Annotated in this window: 14 protein-coding genes; 6 read left to right on the plus strand and 8 right to left on the minus strand. The window is 71.8% G+C overall.

Features of this window, described 5'->3' with window-relative positions:
• Positions 1-80: 80 nt before the first annotated feature.
• Genes ACIOC1_RS03870 through ACIOC1_RS03890 form a run of 5 tightly spaced genes read left to right on the plus strand, consistent with a single transcriptional unit; the run spans position 81 to position 5,160 of the window.
• Entirely contained in the window at positions 81-1,610 is a 1,530-nt protein-coding gene (locus tag ACIOC1_RS03870) for a type I-E CRISPR-associated protein Cse1/CasA (RefSeq protein WP_401851625.1), read from the plus strand.
• Positions 1,603-2,187, plus strand: coding sequence for a type I-E CRISPR-associated protein Cse2/CasB (casB, locus tag ACIOC1_RS03875; RefSeq protein WP_401305731.1), 585 nt, complete (start codon positions 1,603-1,605; stop codon positions 2,185-2,187). Before ACIOC1_RS03870 ends, casB begins: the two co-directional genes overlap by 8 nt.
• Positions 2,184-3,527, plus strand: a complete 1,344-nt coding sequence (locus ACIOC1_RS03880) for a type I-E CRISPR-associated protein Cas7/Cse4/CasC (RefSeq protein WP_401851627.1) — start codon at positions 2,184-2,186, stop codon at positions 3,525-3,527. Before casB ends, ACIOC1_RS03880 begins: the two co-directional genes overlap by 4 nt.
• Positions 3,524-4,423, plus strand: a complete 900-nt coding sequence (gene cas5e, locus ACIOC1_RS03885) for a type I-E CRISPR-associated protein Cas5/CasD (RefSeq protein ID WP_401851630.1) — start codon at positions 3,524-3,526, stop codon at positions 4,421-4,423. Before ACIOC1_RS03880 ends, cas5e begins: the two co-directional genes overlap by 4 nt.
• On the plus strand, positions 4,420-5,160 hold the full coding sequence (locus ACIOC1_RS03890) for a type I-E CRISPR-associated protein Cas6/Cse3/CasE (RefSeq protein ID WP_401305737.1): 741 nt from the start codon (positions 4,420-4,422) through the stop codon (positions 5,158-5,160). Before cas5e ends, ACIOC1_RS03890 begins: the two co-directional genes overlap by 4 nt.
• A 79-nt stretch (positions 5,161-5,239) precedes the next feature.
• Here the strand turns inward: ACIOC1_RS03890 and ACIOC1_RS03895 are convergent, their stop codons facing one another.
• The 7 genes from ACIOC1_RS03895 to ACIOC1_RS03925 form a co-directional block, all read right to left on the minus strand.
• A complete protein-coding gene (locus ACIOC1_RS03895; protein ID WP_401851632.1) occupies positions 5,240-9,346 on the minus strand; it encodes an AAA family ATPase in 4,107 nt (1,368 codons plus the stop codon).
• Entirely contained in the window at positions 9,330-9,704 is a 375-nt protein-coding gene (locus ACIOC1_RS03900) for a hypothetical protein (RefSeq protein WP_401851635.1), read from the minus strand. The genes ACIOC1_RS03895 and ACIOC1_RS03900 overlap by 17 nt, the downstream gene beginning before the upstream one ends.
• Before the next feature lie 303 nt (positions 9,705-10,007).
• Complete coding sequence (locus ACIOC1_RS03905; protein WP_401851638.1) at positions 10,008-11,690, minus strand: esterase-like activity of phytase family protein; 1,683 nt, start codon at positions 11,688-11,690, stop codon at positions 10,008-10,010.
• Positions 11,691-11,940: 250 nt separating this feature from the next.
• The gene (locus ACIOC1_RS03910; protein WP_401851641.1) at positions 11,941-12,942 is read right to left on the minus strand and encodes a trypsin-like serine peptidase; all 1,002 of its coding nucleotides are present in this window, start codon (positions 12,940-12,942) and stop codon (positions 11,941-11,943) included.
• A gap of 474 nt (positions 12,943-13,416) precedes the next feature.
• Positions 13,417-13,617, minus strand: a complete 201-nt coding sequence (locus ACIOC1_RS03915; RefSeq protein ID WP_355339978.1) for a CsbD family protein — start codon at positions 13,615-13,617, stop codon at positions 13,417-13,419.
• A gap of 79 nt (positions 13,618-13,696) precedes the next feature.
• Positions 13,697-13,867 carry a hydrophobic protein gene (locus tag ACIOC1_RS03920; protein WP_355339981.1) on the minus strand — a complete coding sequence of 57 codons (171 nt, stop codon included), beginning with the start codon at positions 13,865-13,867 and terminating at the stop codon, positions 13,697-13,699.
• Between the two features lie 73 nt (positions 13,868-13,940).
• A complete protein-coding gene (locus ACIOC1_RS03925) occupies positions 13,941-14,207 on the minus strand; it encodes a GlsB/YeaQ/YmgE family stress response membrane protein (protein ID WP_355339983.1) in 267 nt (88 codons plus the stop codon).
• Positions 14,208-14,847: 640 nt separating this feature from the next.
• Between ACIOC1_RS03925 and ACIOC1_RS03930 the strand changes: the two genes are divergently transcribed.
• Positions 14,848-16,941: a cellulose binding domain-containing protein gene (locus tag ACIOC1_RS03930; protein ID WP_401851644.1), complete on the plus strand. Its 2,094-nt coding sequence runs from the start codon at positions 14,848-14,850 to the stop codon at positions 16,939-16,941.
• 49 nt (positions 16,942-16,990) lie between these two features.
• Here the strand turns inward: ACIOC1_RS03930 and ACIOC1_RS03935 are convergent, their stop codons facing one another.
• Positions 16,991-18,289: an SLC13 family permease gene (locus tag ACIOC1_RS03935; protein ID WP_401717455.1), complete on the minus strand. Its 1,299-nt coding sequence runs from the start codon at positions 18,287-18,289 to the stop codon at positions 16,991-16,993.
• Positions 18,290-18,454: the final 165 nt, after the last annotated feature.

The following is an 18,454-nucleotide window of genomic DNA, read 5'->3' on the forward strand; positions in this document are numbered from 1 at the left end:
CATTGTCAGAAGTGCGCAGCAGCGGGTCCGCTGAGCCGCGGCTCAGTTGGGACCCTCGGTATCAGCCATGCGTTCCCGCCGTGGCACTCGACGGTGCCACCGCTCATCACTCGTTGCGCGCTCTGCTGGCCGGGGCCGATGAGCTGAGTGCGGTCAACTGCGCCACGCCGGGTGAAACCGTCGCCGTCATCGAGTACTTGATGGCCATCTGCTTCGCCGCGAGCGTCTGCCCCGCCTCGGACGAGGAGTGGGGTGCGTGGATCACCGAGAAGCGTGGTCTCGCGAAGGCGGCGAAGTGGCTGGTGCGGCAACCGGACGACGCATGGGACCTGTTCGGTCCGGCGACGCCGTTGGGGCAGAACAGCATGCTTGCCGCGTCCATGGGCGAAAGCGGTACGGGAACCGCCCAGTTGCTCATCGAACGCGTCGGTGACTACAACCAGTTCTTCGATCACCACCACCTCGAACGTGGTGATCCCCTCCCCGCCGCTGAGGCGTTCCGCGCCATGCTCACCCAGCACGCGTACGCCCCGTACGGCCGTGGCCGTATTTCGGGCAAGGGGGAAGGACTTGGGCCGACGGTCACCAACCTGTCCACCGGCCGCCTGCAAGGACGTATCCGCGTGGTCGCCCTCGGCAGCACTCTCGGCGAGACGCTCCGGCTCAACCTCTATCCGCCCGAGGGCCCGGGCGAGCCCATGAACATGTCGTGGACGGGCGGCGCGATCGAGCGCCGGGGCTTCGACAAGAAGGCCGAGCCCCGGGTGCCGAGGAGTTCCGCCGACCTTCACAGCGCGCTCGGCCGTTCCATCCTCCTGCACCCCAGTCGCGGCCCCGGCGGTCAGACCGTGGTGGACCGCGTCCTCATCGGCGCCGGAGAGGTCCTTGAACTGGACGTGGAGCGCCATCTCCAGGACGCGGTTCCCATCGTGGCCTTGAACGGGGAGGTCAAGCCTTTGTGGCCGTCCCCGACCAGGGCGCTCTGGCTGGATGCCCACGCGCTGTACAGCGCGGTGAAAGACGCCGAGACCGGGCTGTACGCGCGTCTGCGTGCGTTGCCGTACGAGAAGACGGGCCGAGGCGCTCCCTACTACATGTGGGCGGTGGGACTGCTCGCCAACAAGTCGCTGCCGATGGCGTGGACACAGGGCAGCTATCCCTACGCCCCGGGCATGGCCCGGCACCTGTACCGCGCGTCCCGCCGTGGATCGGTCATCGCCGAGTACGTGGCGTTCAGCCTGAAGCGCGCGGCTGTCGTGGCCCTGGAGAACGCCTTCCCGGCGGTGCGCGCGGCCGATGAGAGCGGGCAGTTGGCACGGTTCGACGCCCGGTGGGAATTCTGGCCCGCGGCCGCCCAGCCCTTCGATCACCTCCTGGAGGAGGTGGCCGCGGCGAACGCGGAGGACGACGACCCGGTCTCCGAGCCCCTGATCGTCTACGCGGACACGCTGCTGGACGCGGCCCGCGACTTCCTCGTCCACCGTCTCGACTCCCTCCCGCCCAACCGCCGGGGCCACATCGCGCGGGCGCGCGCCGAGCAGCGCTTCGAGGACGACATGACCGGCGACAGGGCCCCCGCCGAACTCCGAGGGGAGAGCGCGCATGACTGACGACGAAGGTCTCGAAGAACTCGCCGTCCCCACCACCTTCCCGCACGACAGCACGGCCCTCACCAACTGGCTGACCACCCTCGTACGCAACCGCGAGTACGGCACGCTCGCCGACCTGCGCCGCGCCAAGGAGCCGACCAACGCCCATATCAGGGCGGGCTGGTACGGCGGCGACGACCACCGCGAGCTGTTCGAGCGGGTGGCCTTTCTCTTCGCGGTCTACCACCAGGGCCGCCCGGCGCCCTCGTACGGTTACGGCAGCCTCGGTGCCGCGGCCCGGCGGATCGGCGACGGTGCCGAACGCGGGCCGGACAATCCGGGGGCGCAACGCCTCCTCGACCGGATCGTGGCCAGCCGTCGCGTCCCATGGCGACACCTCCAGCACGCGGTCACTCGGCTCCGGGCCTGTGAACAGGCCCCGCCCTCCTGGACCCAGCTCACCGAGGACCTGATCCGATGGAACGACCGCAAGGCGCGTATCGCCTACCAGTGGTCGGTCGAGTTCCACACTCCGCCGACGCGCAGCCGGGTGGAGCAGCAGAGCAAGCAGACGACGCGGAAGGACGCGACCACGTGACCGAGGACGCTCGAAGCCAGTTCCTCTCCCTCCACCTCCTCGAGACACTCGTCGCGGTTCTGCCCGTAAGGGACGAGAACGGACAGCCCAAGAGCCTGGTCTACGGCGGGGCCGAACGGCACATGATCACCAGCCAGGCCCGCAGGCGTGCCGAGCGCGTCCACGCCCGCAACCGTGCCAACGCCGGCCTCGGCGCGCTCGCCGGCCGGAGCATGGGTATCCGGACGCGGGAGTGGGCGATCCTCACCGGCCGGGTGCTGGAGTCCGAGCACGGCTGGGAGAAGCAGGAGGCGCTGGTCACGGCGCGCGCGATCATCGAGGCGAGCGGCCTGAAGTTCGGTGACCTCAGCAAGAAGACCGTGGCCAACCTGACGAGGGTGCTGATCTTCGCTCCCGCCGACGCCGACACGCGGATCGCCGCCCACATCGCCGACAACGCGGACGATCTCCGGGCGTGGCGCGACAGTTACCTGCTGGCTCAGCAGGCGGCGGCCAAGAAGCCCCGCCGGGGGACCAAGCAGCAGGCCGACACTCCGCCCGCCGAGGAACAGTCCGCGGCCGAGCCCGCGTCCCACTCGCTTCCGCCCCTCCCCAAACCGACCCGCGACGCCGTCCTGCTCGCCATCGCTCCTCGCGACGCGGTGGACATCGCCCTCTACGGACGTTTCCTCGCCGAGATCGCGGACTCACCGAATGTCGACGGGGCAGTGCAGAGCGGCCACGCCTTCACCGTTCACGAGGCGGAGCAGATCGAGGACTTCTACGCGGCGGCCGACGACGCGAAGCTGGACCGTAAGCGGAACGCCCTGAGCTTCCTCGACGCGGCGGACGACGCGGGCGCCGGTATGACCGGGTACCAGTCGCTGATCTCCGGCACCTTCTACCGGCACGCGGTCCTCGACCGCACCCAACTCCGGCTCAATCTGCGGGTGGCGGGGATGACGGAGGGCGAGGCGGAGGAAGCGGCGGTCGACGCCGAGAAGGAATTCGTGAACGCCTTCGTGGAGGCGTTTCCCGAGGCCAAGAAGAACTCCACCGCGTCCACCGGCTCGCTTCCGGCGCTGGTCCTCGCGTTCGAGGGCGAGCGTCCCTACAACTACGCGGCGGCCTTCCAACTGCCCGTCGACGAGTCACCCGAGAGCGCCGGTGGCGAAGGCCCCGCGGGTCCCGCGGCGGTCCGGCGGCTCCTGCGGCACCACGCCTTCGTCAGCCGTCGCCGCGACGATCTGCGCACCGCGCGGGTCCTCACCTACGATCCCCGGATCGACGATCTGCTGACGGAACGGGATCCGGCGGTGTCCGTGACCGTGGTGGAGAAGATCGAGGACCTCACTCGATGACGCGGCCGCACGTCCTGCTCATTCGGCTGGCCGCGCCCTTGCAGTCCTGGGGCCTTTCCAGCAGGTTCGCGCGTCGTGACACCCACACCCGGCCCACCAAGTCCGGTGTCATCGGGCTCTGCGCGGCGGCCCTCGGCCTGGAGCGGGGAGAGCCTCTCGGTGAACTCGCCACGGTCCTCTTCGGCGTCCGCGCGGACCGCCCCGGCACGCCGCTCCGCGACTACCACACGGTCGGCGGAGGAAAGTTCCCGATCCGTCCGCGCGACCTCGCGACCGACCACCGCCGGGCGGCGGCTGTGGAGGCGGCCAGGGAAGCGGCTGCGGGGACCGCCGAGGGTACGGTCACGGCCGCCGCGGCCCGTACCCCAGAGCCCTTCGGACGTCACGGACTGGAAAGCTGGTACGGGGCGCCGAAGTTGATCGCCGCGGACCCGGTCTCGGGCGCTCTCGTGCCGGGGCAGGTCCGCCGCAACGCCATGATCACCGAGCGCTGGTACCTCGCCGACGCGGCCTTCCTCGTAGGTCTGGAGCACGACGACCGCGCGTTGCTGGAGCGGGTCGCGCACGCCTTGGAACACCCGAAGCGTCTGCTGTGGCTCGGCCGCAAATCCTGCCCGCCTTCGGGGGATCTGGCGTTGGGCATCGTCCTCGGCGACCTGAAGGGTGTGTTCGGGACAACATCCCTGCTTCCTGCGTCCGGTGATGCGACCGCGTCGGCGACCGGTGAACGTACCTGGGCGTGGATCGAGAGTCCGCGCCCCCTTCCGGGCGTCGCGCCCGTCCACGACCAGCCCGTACGGTTCGACGCGGACGGCCCTGTGCACGGCCTTCGGTGGGAGACCCGCCACCGCATCACCATCGCCCCGCACGCCAGCGAATGGGACATCATCCCGTGAACACCAAGCCCGACGTACCCGCCGTGCCAGGCACGGCCGCCCGCTTCGTCACCTCGCACACCCTCCTGACGCTGGACGCCCGGCATCCCTTCACCGCCAAGTCGCTGATCGACGCGCAGGACATGCACAGGACCGTCATGAGCGGTTTCACGGGATGGGTGGAGAACGGCAGCCTCGACGCCCGTTCCCAGATGGGCATCCTGTCGACCTGGACCGTCGACCTCCGCGCCGCCCAGCTCTCCCTCGTGGTGCAGTCGGGCATCGCCGGCGACTGGGGCCGCATCCCCCGGGGCGCGCTGGCCGAGCCACCGCACACCCTCACCATCGACCGCACCTTCCGGGTCGGCGAGCACGTCGCTTTCCGTACGGTCGTCAATCCCGTCCGCAGTCGTCCGCCCGCCTCCGGGGCACCCGAGAAGACGCGTGGCACCCGCGTCGCCCACACCCGACCCGAACACGTGAAGGCGTGGTTCGCCCGTCGCCTCCAGCCGGCCGGTGAACCAGCCCTCGCCCCTGACGGCGTGGCCAGGATCGGCGCCGACACCGACACCGACCGCCTGTCCCTGCGCATCCTCCCGAAGGTCTCCAGCACGGCGGCCCACAAGGGTCTCCGCATCGCCCGCGCCGAGATCAAGGGGACCTTCACTGTCACCGATCCCCAGGTCTTCGTCACCGCGCTCACCCGCGGCATCGGCCACGCCCGCGCCTACAGTTGCGGACTGATCCTGGTCCGCTGAAGTCGATCGGGCACCGCGCTGCCGTCGCCCACCGCGAGCCGCCCTCCGTCGCCGCGGGCAACGGGTCCCTGAACGAGCGTCAGGAGCACGGCCGTTGGTAGGAAATGCCGGGGAAGTGGGCGGTCCACACCGCGTCGGTGAGGACGTTGGCGGTGGCGGCGCAGACGCGGGCGGCGGCGGTGTCGGGGGCGAGGGGCCAGAGACGGAGGGTGCCCGCGACGGAGGAGGTGATGAGGGTGCGGCCGTCGTGGGTGGGGGCGAGGGGGCCCGCGCCGGGGGCGGGCAGGGGGCGGCCCTTGGGCGCGGGGTGGTGGAGGTCGGAGACGTCCCAGAGGCGGACGGTGTTGTCGGCGCTCGCGCTGGCCAGCAGCGAGGTGTGGGGGACGAAGGCCAGGGACTCGATCCGGTCGCCGTGTCCGGTCATCGGGCCGCCGAGGGCGGCGGGCCTGTGCGGGTCGGAGACGTCCCACAGGCGCAGGGTGCGGTCGTGGGAGAGGGCGAGCGTGCGGCCGTCGGCGGAGAAGGCGGCGGCCGACGCGCCGTAGCGGGAGTCCCCGTAGGCGCTGGTGGGGATGGCGGCGAGCGCGGCCGGGCGGGTGGCGTCGCGGGTGTCCCAGAGCTGGTACGGCTCGGGGGTGTTCTCGGTCAGGGTGAGGCGCCCGTCGGCGCCGAGGGCCAGCAGGTTCCCCCGGAGCGGTGAGTCGGCGACCAGGGGGCGGGGGCCGGCCGGGCCCGAGATGTCCCAGAGGCTGCTGTGGAGCGCGGTGGTGGACCACAGGCGCTTGCCGTCCGCCGTGAACGACAGCTTGCGGATCGACGCTCCGGAGGGTTCGCCGAAGGGCTCGCCCAGCGGCGCGGGGCGGGCCGGGTCGGCGAGGCTCCACAGCGCGATCGTGGTCCCGTCCGCGGCGACGTCCATGTCGCCCACGGCCGTCGCCAGGGTGCGCCCGTCGGGGCTGACGGCGAAGACCGAGGTCCGGCCGTCGGGTCCGGGCGTCGGCCGGCCGGTCGGCGTCGGACCGCGGGCGTTCGTCAGATTCCACAGCCCGACGGCGGAGTGCGGGACGGAGGAGTTGTCGTCGACTCCGGCGACGAGCGTCCTGTCGCCGGGCAGGACGGTGATCGAGTCGACGGCGCCGCCCGGGGTCGCGACCGCGGGCGGAAGGTCCCAGACCCGGACGGTGGAGCCGTCGCCGCTGGCCAGGGCGGACCCGTCCGGGGAGAACGCCAAGGCGTCCACGGTCTCGGTGTGTCCGCCCAGCGGCGCGTACATCGCGACGAGCGGATGCGGGAACTCCTCCTCCAGCGAGGACGACGCCAGGCCGGTGTCGGCGACGCGCCAGAGCGTGACCGTACGGTCGTCCCCGGCGGTCGCGAGCACCTGGCCGTCCGGCCGCAGGGCCATGGACAGAGCCGCCCCGCGCGGGAGTTGGTGCTCGTTGTGCAGGGCGGGCCGGGTCCGGACGGTCAGGTCCCAGACGCGCAGCGTCTCCGGGGACAGGGTGCTCGGCTCCCCGTTGCCGCCGGGGTCGCCCGCGGTGGCCAGCCACCGGCCGTCCGCGGAGAAGGCGACGTCGGGCGTCAGTGTGGCGCCCACTTGCAGGCCCTGCGGCAGCAGTTCCTCGAAGCGGCCGGGCGCGGAGACGTCGACGAGTTGCAGGGTATTGCCGTCCTCCCACACCGCGAGGGTGCGTCCGTCGTGGCTCAACGCGACGGCCGCGCCCGGCCGTTCGGCGCCGGGCCGCGGGTGGGCGGGGTCGGTGAGGCTCCACAGCGTCGTGGTCCCGCCGTTGACGCCCACGTCGGCGGTGATGAACTCCCGTCCGTCCGGGGTGAAAGCGACCATGCGGGTGTCCTCGGTGCCCGTCATGCTGCCGGTGCGGCGGAAGTGCGCCGGGTCGGACACGTCCCACAGGTCGAGTACGGGGTGCGGGGCGGAGCTGTCGGACGTCGTCCCGTCCGAGCCCTCGGACGCGTCGCGGGCGAGCGGCGCGTACACCGCCAGCCGTCGCCCGTCCCGGCTCAACCGCACGTCGGCGGCGCTCTTCAGGCCCGGTACGGCCCGCCCGACGCGGCGCGGGTGCGACGGGTCGCGGCTGTCCCACACCGTCACCGAGCCGTCCGCGGCCCTGGTCGCCATCCGCCTGCCGTCCCCGCTGAAGGCCGGCGCGCCCGTCGCGCCCGGCACCAGGGCCGCCAGCGGGCCGTTCGCCCAGGACAGGAGGTTGGTGTACTTGTCGTCGTCCGGCCGCATCCGGTACGAGGCCAGGTCGAGCAGGGCGGCGAGCGACGGGTCGCTGGTGCGGACGCGGTCGGCCTCGATCGCGACCTGGCCCGCGATGGCGGTGTCCCGCTCCTTGCGCGCGGTGTCCCGCTGCGTCTGCGCGGTCGCGCGCTGCTGGAAGGCGAAGACGGCGGTGCCGGAGGCGATCAGCACCAGGGCGGTGAGCACGGCGATGACATTGCGCCGTAATCGCGCGGCCCGCGCGGCCTGTTGGGTCGAGGCGGCGAGGAAGTTCCGTGCCGCCGGGCTCAGATGGTCGGGGGCGGAAGTCGCGGCGGTGGTCGCGCGCTCCAGCCGACTGCCCCGGAACAGCAGGGCGTTGTCGGAGCCGCCGTGCTCGCTCCACGCCCGTGCCGCCTCTTCCAGCTCCTGGCGCACCAGGATGTCCGCCCGGCCGCGGTCGATCCAGCGGCGCAGGCGGGGCCAGGCGCGGATCAGCGCCTCGTGGGTGATCTGGACGGTGACGCGGGCCGCGGCGCGGCTCTCGTCCTCGGGCCCGTCGCCGTGCGGCTCGCCGCCTTCCGGGGCGCCGTCCAGGGTGAGCAGCCGGGCCCGGCTGAACGCGGTCAGCGCGGCGGCCGTGGCCGAGGCCGCGGAGCCGTCGGTGGCCAACTCGCCCAGTGACGCGCGCCGCCGGGTGTCCTCGGCGCCGTGCCCGATGCGCACGAGCCGCAGGAACAGCGCCTCCGCCGCCTGTCGGGCGGCCATGTCCAGTCCGGCGTAGGCGCGTTCGGCCGACGTGGAGATCGCCTGCCGGATTCCGCCGGTGGCCTGGTAGTCCGCCACGGTCAGCGCACTGCGGCTGCGCCGTATCCACGTCATGTGCAACGCGTGGGCCAGCAGCGGCAGCCGGCCCGCGGTGAACCACGCGTCGGGGTCGGGGTCGCCGACCGTCGGGTCGTCGGGGAAGACGCCGAGGTCCCGCAACAGCAGCTCCTCCAGGCCCGGTTCCATCGTCAGCCCGGTCGCCTCGGCGGGCGCGACGATCGCGGCGCGCAACTCGTCCTCGGTCATCGGCCCGACCAGGACCTGGCGGCCCCTGAGCACCGCGCGCAGTCGCGGGTGGGCGATGGCGTGGCCGTAGAAATCGGCGCGGAGGCCGAGGACGAGCAGGACCGGGGGCGGGGTCCCGTGGGGCACGGGGCCAGGCGCGGGGCCCGGCTCGGGGCTCGGCGCGGGCTCCTGCGCCATACGGCTGACGGCGTCGATGAAGGCGCGGCGCTCGGTGTCGTCGGTGCAGAGGGTGAACAGCTCTTCGAGCTGGTCCACGATCACGACGAGGCGGGGCGCCGGTGCGCCGGTCGCCCCGGCCCGCGCGGCCAGGGCGACGCTGAGCCGGTCGGTGTAGCCGCCGGGGTCGGTCCGTAACGCCTGTTGTACGGCGGCGGCCTCTTCGCCGGTCGCGGCGGCCAGCTGTCCGGCCAGTGCCGCGAGCGGGTGCGCCGTGGGCGTCAGGACGAGCTGCGGCCAGTCCCGCGAACCCTCCACCGGAAAGCGGTTGCCGCTCAGCGCGGGCCGTAGACCCGCCATGAGCAGCGACGACTTGCCCGACCCCGAAGGGCCGACCACCGCCAGCGGTCCGCCCGCCTCCAGTTGCGCGACGACCTCGGTGATCAGGGGATCGCGCCCGAAGTACCACTGCGCCTGGTCGACGCCGAAGGGGGCCAGGCCGGGGTACGGGCACCGGTCGTCGTCGCCCGCGGGCCCGTCGGCGCGCCGGTCGGTCCCGCCGCGGGCGCCGTACATGAACAAGTCGCGGGCGGCGTAGTAGATATCGCCGCCCGCCTGGTTGATCCGGCTGTCGCCGGACGCCGTCGCGGTCTGTTCCAGCGAACGGGCGTCCGCTCGGCCGCCGACCGCGGGAGTGCCGGCCGGTCGGGCCGGGTCAGGCGTCGGGGGCATCGGTGAGGTGGATGCTGCCGCCCGCCTGGAAGACGCGGTTGCCGCGGCCGGAGACGGTGGCGCGCTGGGTGACCGTCGCCCCGGGAGTCGTCGGGGCCGCGGCCGGGCTCAACTCGTCCAGCACGCGGCGCAGTTCGGCGGCCAGCGCCGGGTCCGCGTCCAGCATGCGCTGCAATCTGCGTTGCCAGTCCGCGGTGAGCTGCGTCTCCGTCTCGGCGTCCCCGCTGTCCCGCGCGGCCAGCACATCCGTCCGGACCTCGGCCAACTCGGCCTCCACGGTGGCCACTCGCTCGGGATGCACGCGCCGCCACAGCGCCAGCGCGGTCGCCCGCGCGTCCTCCCAGGCGTCACTGGCCATCGCACTCACCAGCGTCGTTCCCGCCGCCAACACCAACGGATCCACCCCGCCCGCCCCCCACCGACCCCAGCCGCCTCACGGACCGTCATCGTATCGGCACATCCCGTTCGGCCAAGGGAGAACGCCGGGCTCCGCTTGGCCCGTTCGTCCGACCGCCGACCGCCGACCGCCGACCGCCGACCGCCGACCGCCAGCCGTTCGTCCGGCCGCCCGGCCGCCGGGCCGCCGGGCCGCCGGGCCGCCCGCTCTGCCCGAGCGGGCGGCCCGAGGGCGTACGGGCGTATGGGCGTATGCCGGTGCGGGTCAGCGCACGCGGACGGTCACCGTCACGGTCTTGAGGACCGCGGGGAGCTTGGTGGTGTCGACCTTCAGGATCTCGCCGTTGTCGGGCTTGGACGTGGGCGGGAGGACCTTCTGGTGGACGGTCCAGGTGCCGTCCGGGTCCACGGCGATGCTGTCGATGCCGAAGTCGTCGTCGTTGGAGAGGTAGAGGGTCCGGCCGGCGTCGGCGGTGGCGACGCCCTCGACCTTGTCGTGGGCGAAGAAGGCACCGGTGGGGTCGAGTTGGCTGACCAGGGTGCCGACGTTGAGATAGGGCTGCTTCTGGGCGACGTTGACGCCCGCGGCCGTGAGCGCGGTGAGGGCCGCGTTGGTGCCGCCCGTACCGACCAGCGCCTCGGGGGACTTGCCGCCGAGGGTCAGGCCGCTGACGTCGGTGGCCCCGTTGATGTCGACCTGGAAGAGCGTCTTGGAGGCGAACGGCTCGTAGTTCCCGTCCCGTTCGTCGACGAGGAACGTGGTGTTCGACAGCGCGGTGATCTCGCTGTTCGCGGCGCCGGTCGTCGCCGGGTTGTCGAGCAGGTAGAGGTACTGCTTGGCCTTGTAGTTACGGAGGTCGACGGTGATGATCCGGGTCGCCGCCACATTCCCGGCCTTGGTACCGCCGAGGTCGGGCTGCTGGAGCGCGGACTGCATGACGCCCACCAGCGTCGAGCCGTCCGGCGTGACCGTCAGCCCCTCCATGCCCTTGTTCTTGACGCGGTACGCGAGTTCGGCCGGCAGGTAGCCGACGATCTTGTGGAAGGCGTTGTCGGCGCTGTCGCGGTACGGGGTCAGCCGCCCCAACTCGTAGCCGTCGGCGTCGAAGTGGGTGATGTACGGGCCGTACTCGTCGGAGACCCAGAAGGTGCCGTCGCGCAGCGCGACCAGGCCCTCGGAGTCGTAGCCGTACGGGTCCCTGGCGACGGGAACGGGCTTGCCGCCGTTGGCGTTCGTCGCGTTGACGTCGTCGATCGTCTCGCTCGTGTCGTGCGGCGGACGCCCGCTGTAGGGGACGCCGCCCCGGCTCTTCGGGCCCTTCAGCGTGACCTGCTTGAGGAGCTTCGCCTTGCCGTCCACGAGCTGGAACTCGCCGATCTGCGGCGTGAAGTCGAGCAGCATCTCGGACTTGTTGCCGTCGGGGGCGTCGGCGTTCGGACCGCGGTCGGTCAGGCCGTAGAAGTGCCCGGGCCTGCCCGGCACCGGCGCGAGCGAGGAGCCGTAGCCCTCACCGGAGATGCGCGTGGTCGTGCCGCCGGGCCCCGCGACCGTGGCGAGCGGCGGCAGCGCCGACCCGTCGCGCCGCGTGTCCTTGAAGAGCCGCACGGCGTCGGTCGTCGTGTACGTGAAGGTGTCCGTGCCCGTGAAGCCGGGGCGCGGGGTGTACGTGAACGAGCCGTCCGCGTCGACCGTCGCCGTACCGTCCTTCGGGTCCGTGTGCCGTACGACCGCGGTCGCGCCGACGTCGTTCCGCAGCACATTGCCGGTGACCTGGCCGTGGCCGGAGAAGGTGTCGGCGGTCGCGCCGAAGTCGTGCGAGGGAGCCGAGATCCAGCCCGCGGTGTGGGCGGCGGCCGTGCCCGTACCCACCACGACGAGCGTGGCGCCGATCGCGACGACGATCCGGGTGCGCTTGCGGGAGAAGCGTCCTGAAGTGCGTGATGTCATGGTCCTGAACCTGTCGGTCACCGGTGAACTGCGCGCCGACGTCAGGTGAATGCCCGGTTCACGCCTCGGTGCGCGCTCGCGCCGGACGGGAGGTCCCCGCCCGGCGCGAACGCCCGCACATCAGGAGCCACTTCCGTGCCGGGCCGCGCCCGCGTCAGGCGGCACCAGAGACAGACCGCCCCAGCGTCAGGCCGCCCCAGCGTCAGGCCGCCCCGGCGTCAGGCCGCGCGGGGACCGTGCCGCGGCAGCGTCACGCCGCGCCCGCCGCCTGATACGTCGTCAGGGCCTCGTCGCCCAAATACGGGTGGTACTCGTTGTTGCCCGAGCTGACGCTGATGTTGCCGACCAGGTACCCCGTGCCCGCGCCCGTGTCGAAGTTGGACAGGAAACCGCCGCCGCTGGAGCCGCCGGTCTGCACGCAGTCGATGCCCCACATCGTGGAGTCGCCGCGCCCGGCGTCCGGATACTCCGTGCCCTCGCAGTGGTTGAGCTGCTCGCCGTTGCCCTCGGCGTCCGAGCCGCCGTAGCCGAAGGAGTGCACGTGCTGGCCGGTCGGCGAGTTGAAGGCGATGCCCTCGGCGCCCACGGTGTCCACCAGCGAACGGCCGTTGACGGTGTTCACCACCGCGTAGGCGAAGTCCCAGTTGGCGTTGCCCGCCGTCGAGACATAGCCGGACCACCAGTACAGGACGCGGGCGGAGAAGGTGCCGAACGGGCGGTTGCCGTGGTTGTAGCCGGGGATGAAGACCCAGTTCTGGTAGGACTCGCCGGTGCCCGCGTTGACGATGCAGTGGCCCGCGGTGAGGACCACCGACTTGTTGTCGGCGTTGGCGACGGTCGCGGAACAGGCGAAGGTGCCGCCCGAGGAGTTCTGGAAGAACACCTTGCCCGCGGTCGTGCTGATCAGGCCGCCGCCGTTCCACGCGGCGGGCGAGGACATCGGGGTGACCCGGCCGCCCGCCGTCGTGCGCGGCCCCGCGACCGGCGGGACCGCCACGCGGGAACCCGCGGCGGCGGGCGCCGCCGTCGTACGGGTGGCGGCCGTGCCCGTGGCGGCGGGCAGATCGGTCACGTCCTTCGCGCCGCGCAGGCGCTCGGGTGTCCAGAAACGCTCCGCCGCGCTCTGCTGCGCGGCGGTGACGGACGTCTGACGGACGCCCGCGGGCGAGGCCGGCGCGGCGTGCGCCGTGCCCGCCGTCCAGGCGGTCGCGGCGAGTGCTAACGCGCCGAGGAGAGCAGCCGATCGCTTCATAGCGACAACTCCAAGTCCTTTTGGGGGAAGGGGGAGTGCGTGGTGGGGCCGGTGGTGCCGGAATCGACCCGAATCCCGCCTCGACAACGTTGTCCAACTGCGCCTGCGTAACGTCGCCGAAACGTGAGCGGGTGCCACGCTAACTCCGCGAGAGTGTCGTGTCCATGGCATCTTCAGCCGAATGTGAGTGGCTGGTGGTGCGCGTGGGGCGACGGGCCGTGACCGTGCGCCGTGCGCCGTGCGCCGTGCGCCGTGCGCCGTGCGCCGTGCGAAGGAGCGTGCGCGGGGCCAATCGAGGGAGTGCGCGCGGAAGGGTGCGCGGGGAGCTGCGAGGGGGGTGTGCGCCGTCCCGCCCGCACCCGTTCGGAGACCACCCGGACGGGCGTACACGGACGGGTGTACGCGGACACACGCGCGCCCCCCGGGAGGTGATCCTCCTGGGGGGCGCGAGGGGCGAGGCGGGGGCTTCAGCCCTCAGTCGTCGCTCTTGTTGCTGTGGAAGACGTCCTTGGCGGCGTCCTTGACCTTCTCGCCGGCCTGACGGACATCGCCCTTGGCCTGGTCGGCACGGCCCTCGGCCTCAAGGCTCTCGTTGCCGACGGCGTGACCGACGGTCTCCTTGGCCTTGCCCTTCACCTGGTCGACCTTGGCCTTCGCCTTGTCGCTGTCGCTCATGATGAATTCCTCTTTCCTGGCTCTGTGCCGTGCCGTTTTTTCTGAGTGCTTTTCCTGTTTCGCTTGGCTTCCTGGCCGTTTACCAGCGGTACCAGCGGCCACGAGTGCCGCTCGGGCCGGTCGAGCGCAGCAGGAATCCCAGCGCCCACAGGACCAGTACCACGATACCGATCCACAAAAGCAGTTTCACGGCGAAGCCTGCGCCGATGAGAACCAGCGCCAGTAGAAGAACGATGAGCAACGCTGCCATGACGATCAACCTCCTGAAGTGTCTTCTGCCCCCGGATTCAGCGGCCAATCAGCGGGCCGCGAGCGCCTGGGGCTCAGGCGCGGCGTCGATCCGTCACGACGCGGTAGATCACCAGCAGGATCAGCGAGCCGACGATGGCCGCGATCCACGTGGACAGATGGAAGAAGCCCTTGATCGAGTGGACGTGGAAGATGACCTTGCCCAGCCAGCCGCCGAGCAGTCCTCCGAGAATGCCGATGACCATCGTCACGATGACACCGCCCGGGTCGCGCCCCGGCATCAGTGCCTTGGCGATAGCCCCGGCCAGCAATCCGATGATGATCCATGCGAGAATTCCCACGACGCCCTCTTCCCCTTCTGTCCCCCGGAAAGTCCCTGTCGACAACCGCCTTTACCGGCCCGCGCCTTTCAAACATGCGTACCCACGGGAGATCTCGCGCGCGGACGCGAGAGCGGGACCGACCGGCCGGTCGGCCCCGCTGAATACGCGTTGTCCGCGCGGGCCGGTCCCCGGGAATCAGGGCGTGATGGAGAGCCGTGACGGAGAGCGCCGCGCGGTTGCCGCCCGACGCGCCGGGGTCGGCGGTGGCGGTGAAGCGGAAGAGCTCGGTGCCGGTGTCGTAGCCGACGGCGCTGACGTAGCCGACGCAGCCGACGCAGCCGACGGCGCCGGTGGTGGCGGCCACGGCGGGCTTGCGGGGGGCGTAGCCGTGGAGGGTGACGGACGCCTCGCCCGGCGCGAAGGCGACCGTGGCGCGGACGGTGCCGTCGCCGCTGAGGTGCTCGACGCGCCGGTCGCCGTGCGAGACGACCTTTTCCGCGTGCGTGAACCGCCGCGCGACCCGCGTCGCGCCCGGCCACCGCCCCGGACGGGGGCGTGTGAACCATTGACAGTGGGAGCGGTCGCCCGCATTGTGGGAGCGCTCCCACGCGTACGTGGCACGACCCCCCACATCCCGCCTCCCGAAGGTGAGTACGCCGTGCGTCTTGTCATGCCCCCCGGCCCCCAGCCCTTACGCGGGCGCCGCCGCCCGCTCGTGGCCGCGGCCTCCGCCGCCGCGCTCCTCGGCACGCTGCTGCTCGGCGGCGCCACCGCGCGGGCCGACGACCCGCCCGCGGCGCCCGCGGACGTCACCGTCAACGCCAACGAGGGCCTGGGGACGATCCCCGGCACGGCGTACGGCCTCAACAGCGCCGTGTGGGACGCGCAGATGAACGAGCCGCAGGTCCAGGACCTGCTCCAGGCCGCCGACGTCGGAATGCTGCGCTACCCCGGCGGCTCGTACGGCGACATCTACCACTGGCGGACGAACACCGCGCCCGGCGGATACGTGGCGCCCGGCACGGACTTCGACGCGTTCATGGGCACGGTCAAGAAAATCGGCGCCCAGCCGATGCTCATCGCCAACTACGGCTCCGGCACACCGCAGGAGGCCGCGGACTGGGTGCGGTACGCCAACGTCACCAAGGGGTACGGCGCGAAGTTCTGGGAGGTGGGCAACGAGCTGTACGGGAACGGGCATTACGGCTCCGGCTGGGAGCAGGACGACCACGCCGACAAGTCGCCCGCCGCGTACGCGAACAACGTGCTCCAGTACGTGTCGGCGATGAAGGCCGTGGACCCGACGGTGAAGGTCGGCGCGGTGCTGACCATGCCGGGCAACTGGCCGGACGGGGTGATGGCCGACGGCGAGAGCGCCGACTGGAACCACACGGTCATCCCGCTGATCGCGGGCAAGGCCGACTTCGTGATCGTGCACTGGTACCCGAGCACGTCGGACACCGCGCAGATGCTCAACACGCCCTCGCAGCTCGCCGGTGAACTCGGCCAGTTGAAGGACCAGTTGACCGCGGCGGGCGCGGGCGACACCCCCATCGCGCTCACCGAGGTCAACGGCGGCCGGGACGTGGACACGCAGCCGAACGCGCTGTTCGGCGCCGACGCGTATCTGACCGCCCTTCAGAACGGGGTGTTCACCGTCGACTGGTGGGACACGCACAACGGCGCCCAGCAGATCTCGACGTCGCCCAACGGCGCCACCGATTACGGCGATTGGGGTGTGCTGTCCAGCGCCAACTGCGTCGGCACGGTCTGCGAGCCCGCGCTCAACACGCCGTTCCCGCCGTACTACGCGATCCAGATGCTGAGCCGGCTCGGGCGACCGGGGGACCGGATGGTCGGCGCGGGCAGCGGTGCCGCGACGGTCGCGGCACACGCCGTGCGCCGCGCGAACGGCGACCTGAGCGTGCTGCTGATCAACAAGGACCCGTCGGCGGCGCGGACCGTGGCCCTGCACTACACCGGCTTCACCCCCGACACGTCGGCAGGGGTGACCGTGGACACCTATCGCGACCAGGCCGCCGCGATCGACACCGTCACGTCGGCCTACAGCGCCCAACAGACGCTGCTCCCCTACTCGTTGACCACCGTCACCCTGCACCCCAAGGCCGGTACGGGCTCGGCCCTGACCGCGCCCGGCGCGCCGAAGGTGACCGCGGCCGGGGACACCACCGCCACCGTGAGCTGGACGCCGTCGACCGGCGGCGCGGTGACCCGTTACGAGGTCTACCGGCAGGTCGGCACGGTCAGTGAGCTGCTGGCCGACAGCACGGGCACCTCCGCGACCGTCCACAACCTCACGCCCGGTACGACCTTCACCTGGAACGTCCTGGCGCGGGACGCCAACGGCCGCCTGTCGCCGCCGTCCGACCCGGTGACCGTACGCACCGGCACCCCCGCCCACTCGACCTGCCAGGTCGGCTACCGCACCACCGCGGGCTGGGGCAACGGCTTCAACGCCGAGGTGACCGTCACCAACACCGGCCCGAGCCCGATCACCGGCTGGACGCTCGCCTTCGCCTTCCCCAGCGCGGGCGAGTCCGTGTCCGGCTTCTGGAACTCCAAGGTTACGCAGACCGGCAGGCAGGTCGTGGCCACCCCGGTCGACTGGAACGCGACGCTCGCCGCCAACGGCGGCAACTCCGCCTCCTTCGGCTTCACCGGGGCCAACGACGGCGCGGCGCCCCCGCCGACCGTCTTCACCCTCAACGGCACGGTCTGCACGACGACGTGAGCTCCCGGTCCCGTACGGCTTCCGCTACGGCTTCCGGTACAGCTTGCGGTCACGCCAGCGCGAAGTAGCGCAGCCACAGATAGAGGGCCGATACGGCGACGGTGGCGGCGGTGACGACCAGGCCGTAGCGGGTGAACTGCCAGAACGAGATGGGCTGTCGGGCGCGTTCGGCGATGCCGAGCACGACGACGTTGGCCGAGGCGCCGATCGCGGTGGCATTGCCGCCGAGGTCGGCGCCGAGGGTCAGCGCCCACCACATGACGTGGTCGGGGTCGCCGCCCAGGTGACGGACGAGGTCGGCGGCGACGGGCGCCATCGTGGCGACGTACGGGATGTTGTCGACGACGCCGGACAGGACGGCGGACGCGCCGAGCATCAGCATGGAGCCGCCGAGTTCCCGGTCGCCGACGGCGTTGGCGAGGGCGTCGGAGACCTGGCCGATGACGCCGGTGTCGATCAGGCCGCCGATCATGACGAACAGCCCGGCGAAGAAGGCGAGGGTGGGCCACTCGACCTCGGTCAGCACCTCGCCGGTGTTCGCCCGGGACACCGCGACGAGCAGTCCCGCGCCCAGCAGGGCCACGACGCTCGGTTCGAGGTGCAGCACCGGGTGCAGGACGAAACCCGCGATGACGAGGGCGAGTACGGCCAGGCCCTGCCTGAGCATCCGCGGGTCGCGTATCGCCTCGCGCTCGTCCAGCGCCATGACCGCCAGCGCGCGGTCGGCGTCCCCGTCGAACGCCGAGCGGAACATCACGCGTGACAGGCCGATCAGCACGAGCACCAACACCACGGCCAGCGGCGCCAGATGGACGAGGAAGTCGTTGAAGGTCAGGCCCGCGCGGCTGGCGATGATGATGTTGGGCGGGTCGCCGACGAGCGTCGCGACCCCGCCGATGTTCGCGGCGAAGACCTCCGCGATCAGGAACGGCGCGGACGGCAGGGCGAGGCGTTCGCAGACCAGCAGGGTGACGGGCGCGACGAGCAGCACCGTCGTCACGTTGTCCAGCAGCGCGGAGGCGGTGGCGGTGACGACGATGAGCATCACCATCACGCGGAACGGTTTGGCCCGCGCCCGCTTCACCGACCAGATCGCCAGGTACTCGAAGAGGCCGGTGCGCTTGAGCACGCCGACGATCATCATCATGCCCAGCAGCAGGAAGATGACGTTCCAGTCGATGCCGGAGTCTTCGGAGTAGAAGGCGGAGACGTCGTCGGTCGCGCCGATCGCGAGCATCAGTCCGGCGCCGCCGAGAGCGGCCGCGACCCGGTGGACGCGTTCGCTGATGATCAGCGCGTAGGTCCCGAAGAAGACGGCGACGGCCGCCCACGCGTGCCAGTCACTCATCCGGCACCGCGTGTTTCGCCCGCATCCACGTCACGATTACCACGGACGGTGCCCCCGATCAGCGAAGAGAGTTCTCTCGTATTCGCCGACCAGACTTCCCGGCACACCAGCGACCAATTTACACGTCTCATACGACTTCTTGACGCGGATGCGGTGATTCCGGGG

Source organism: Streptomyces sp. NPDC088197, assembly GCF_044741185.1.
In the GTDB taxonomy this organism is placed as follows: Bacteria; Actinomycetota; Actinomycetes; order Streptomycetales; family Streptomycetaceae; genus Actinacidiphila.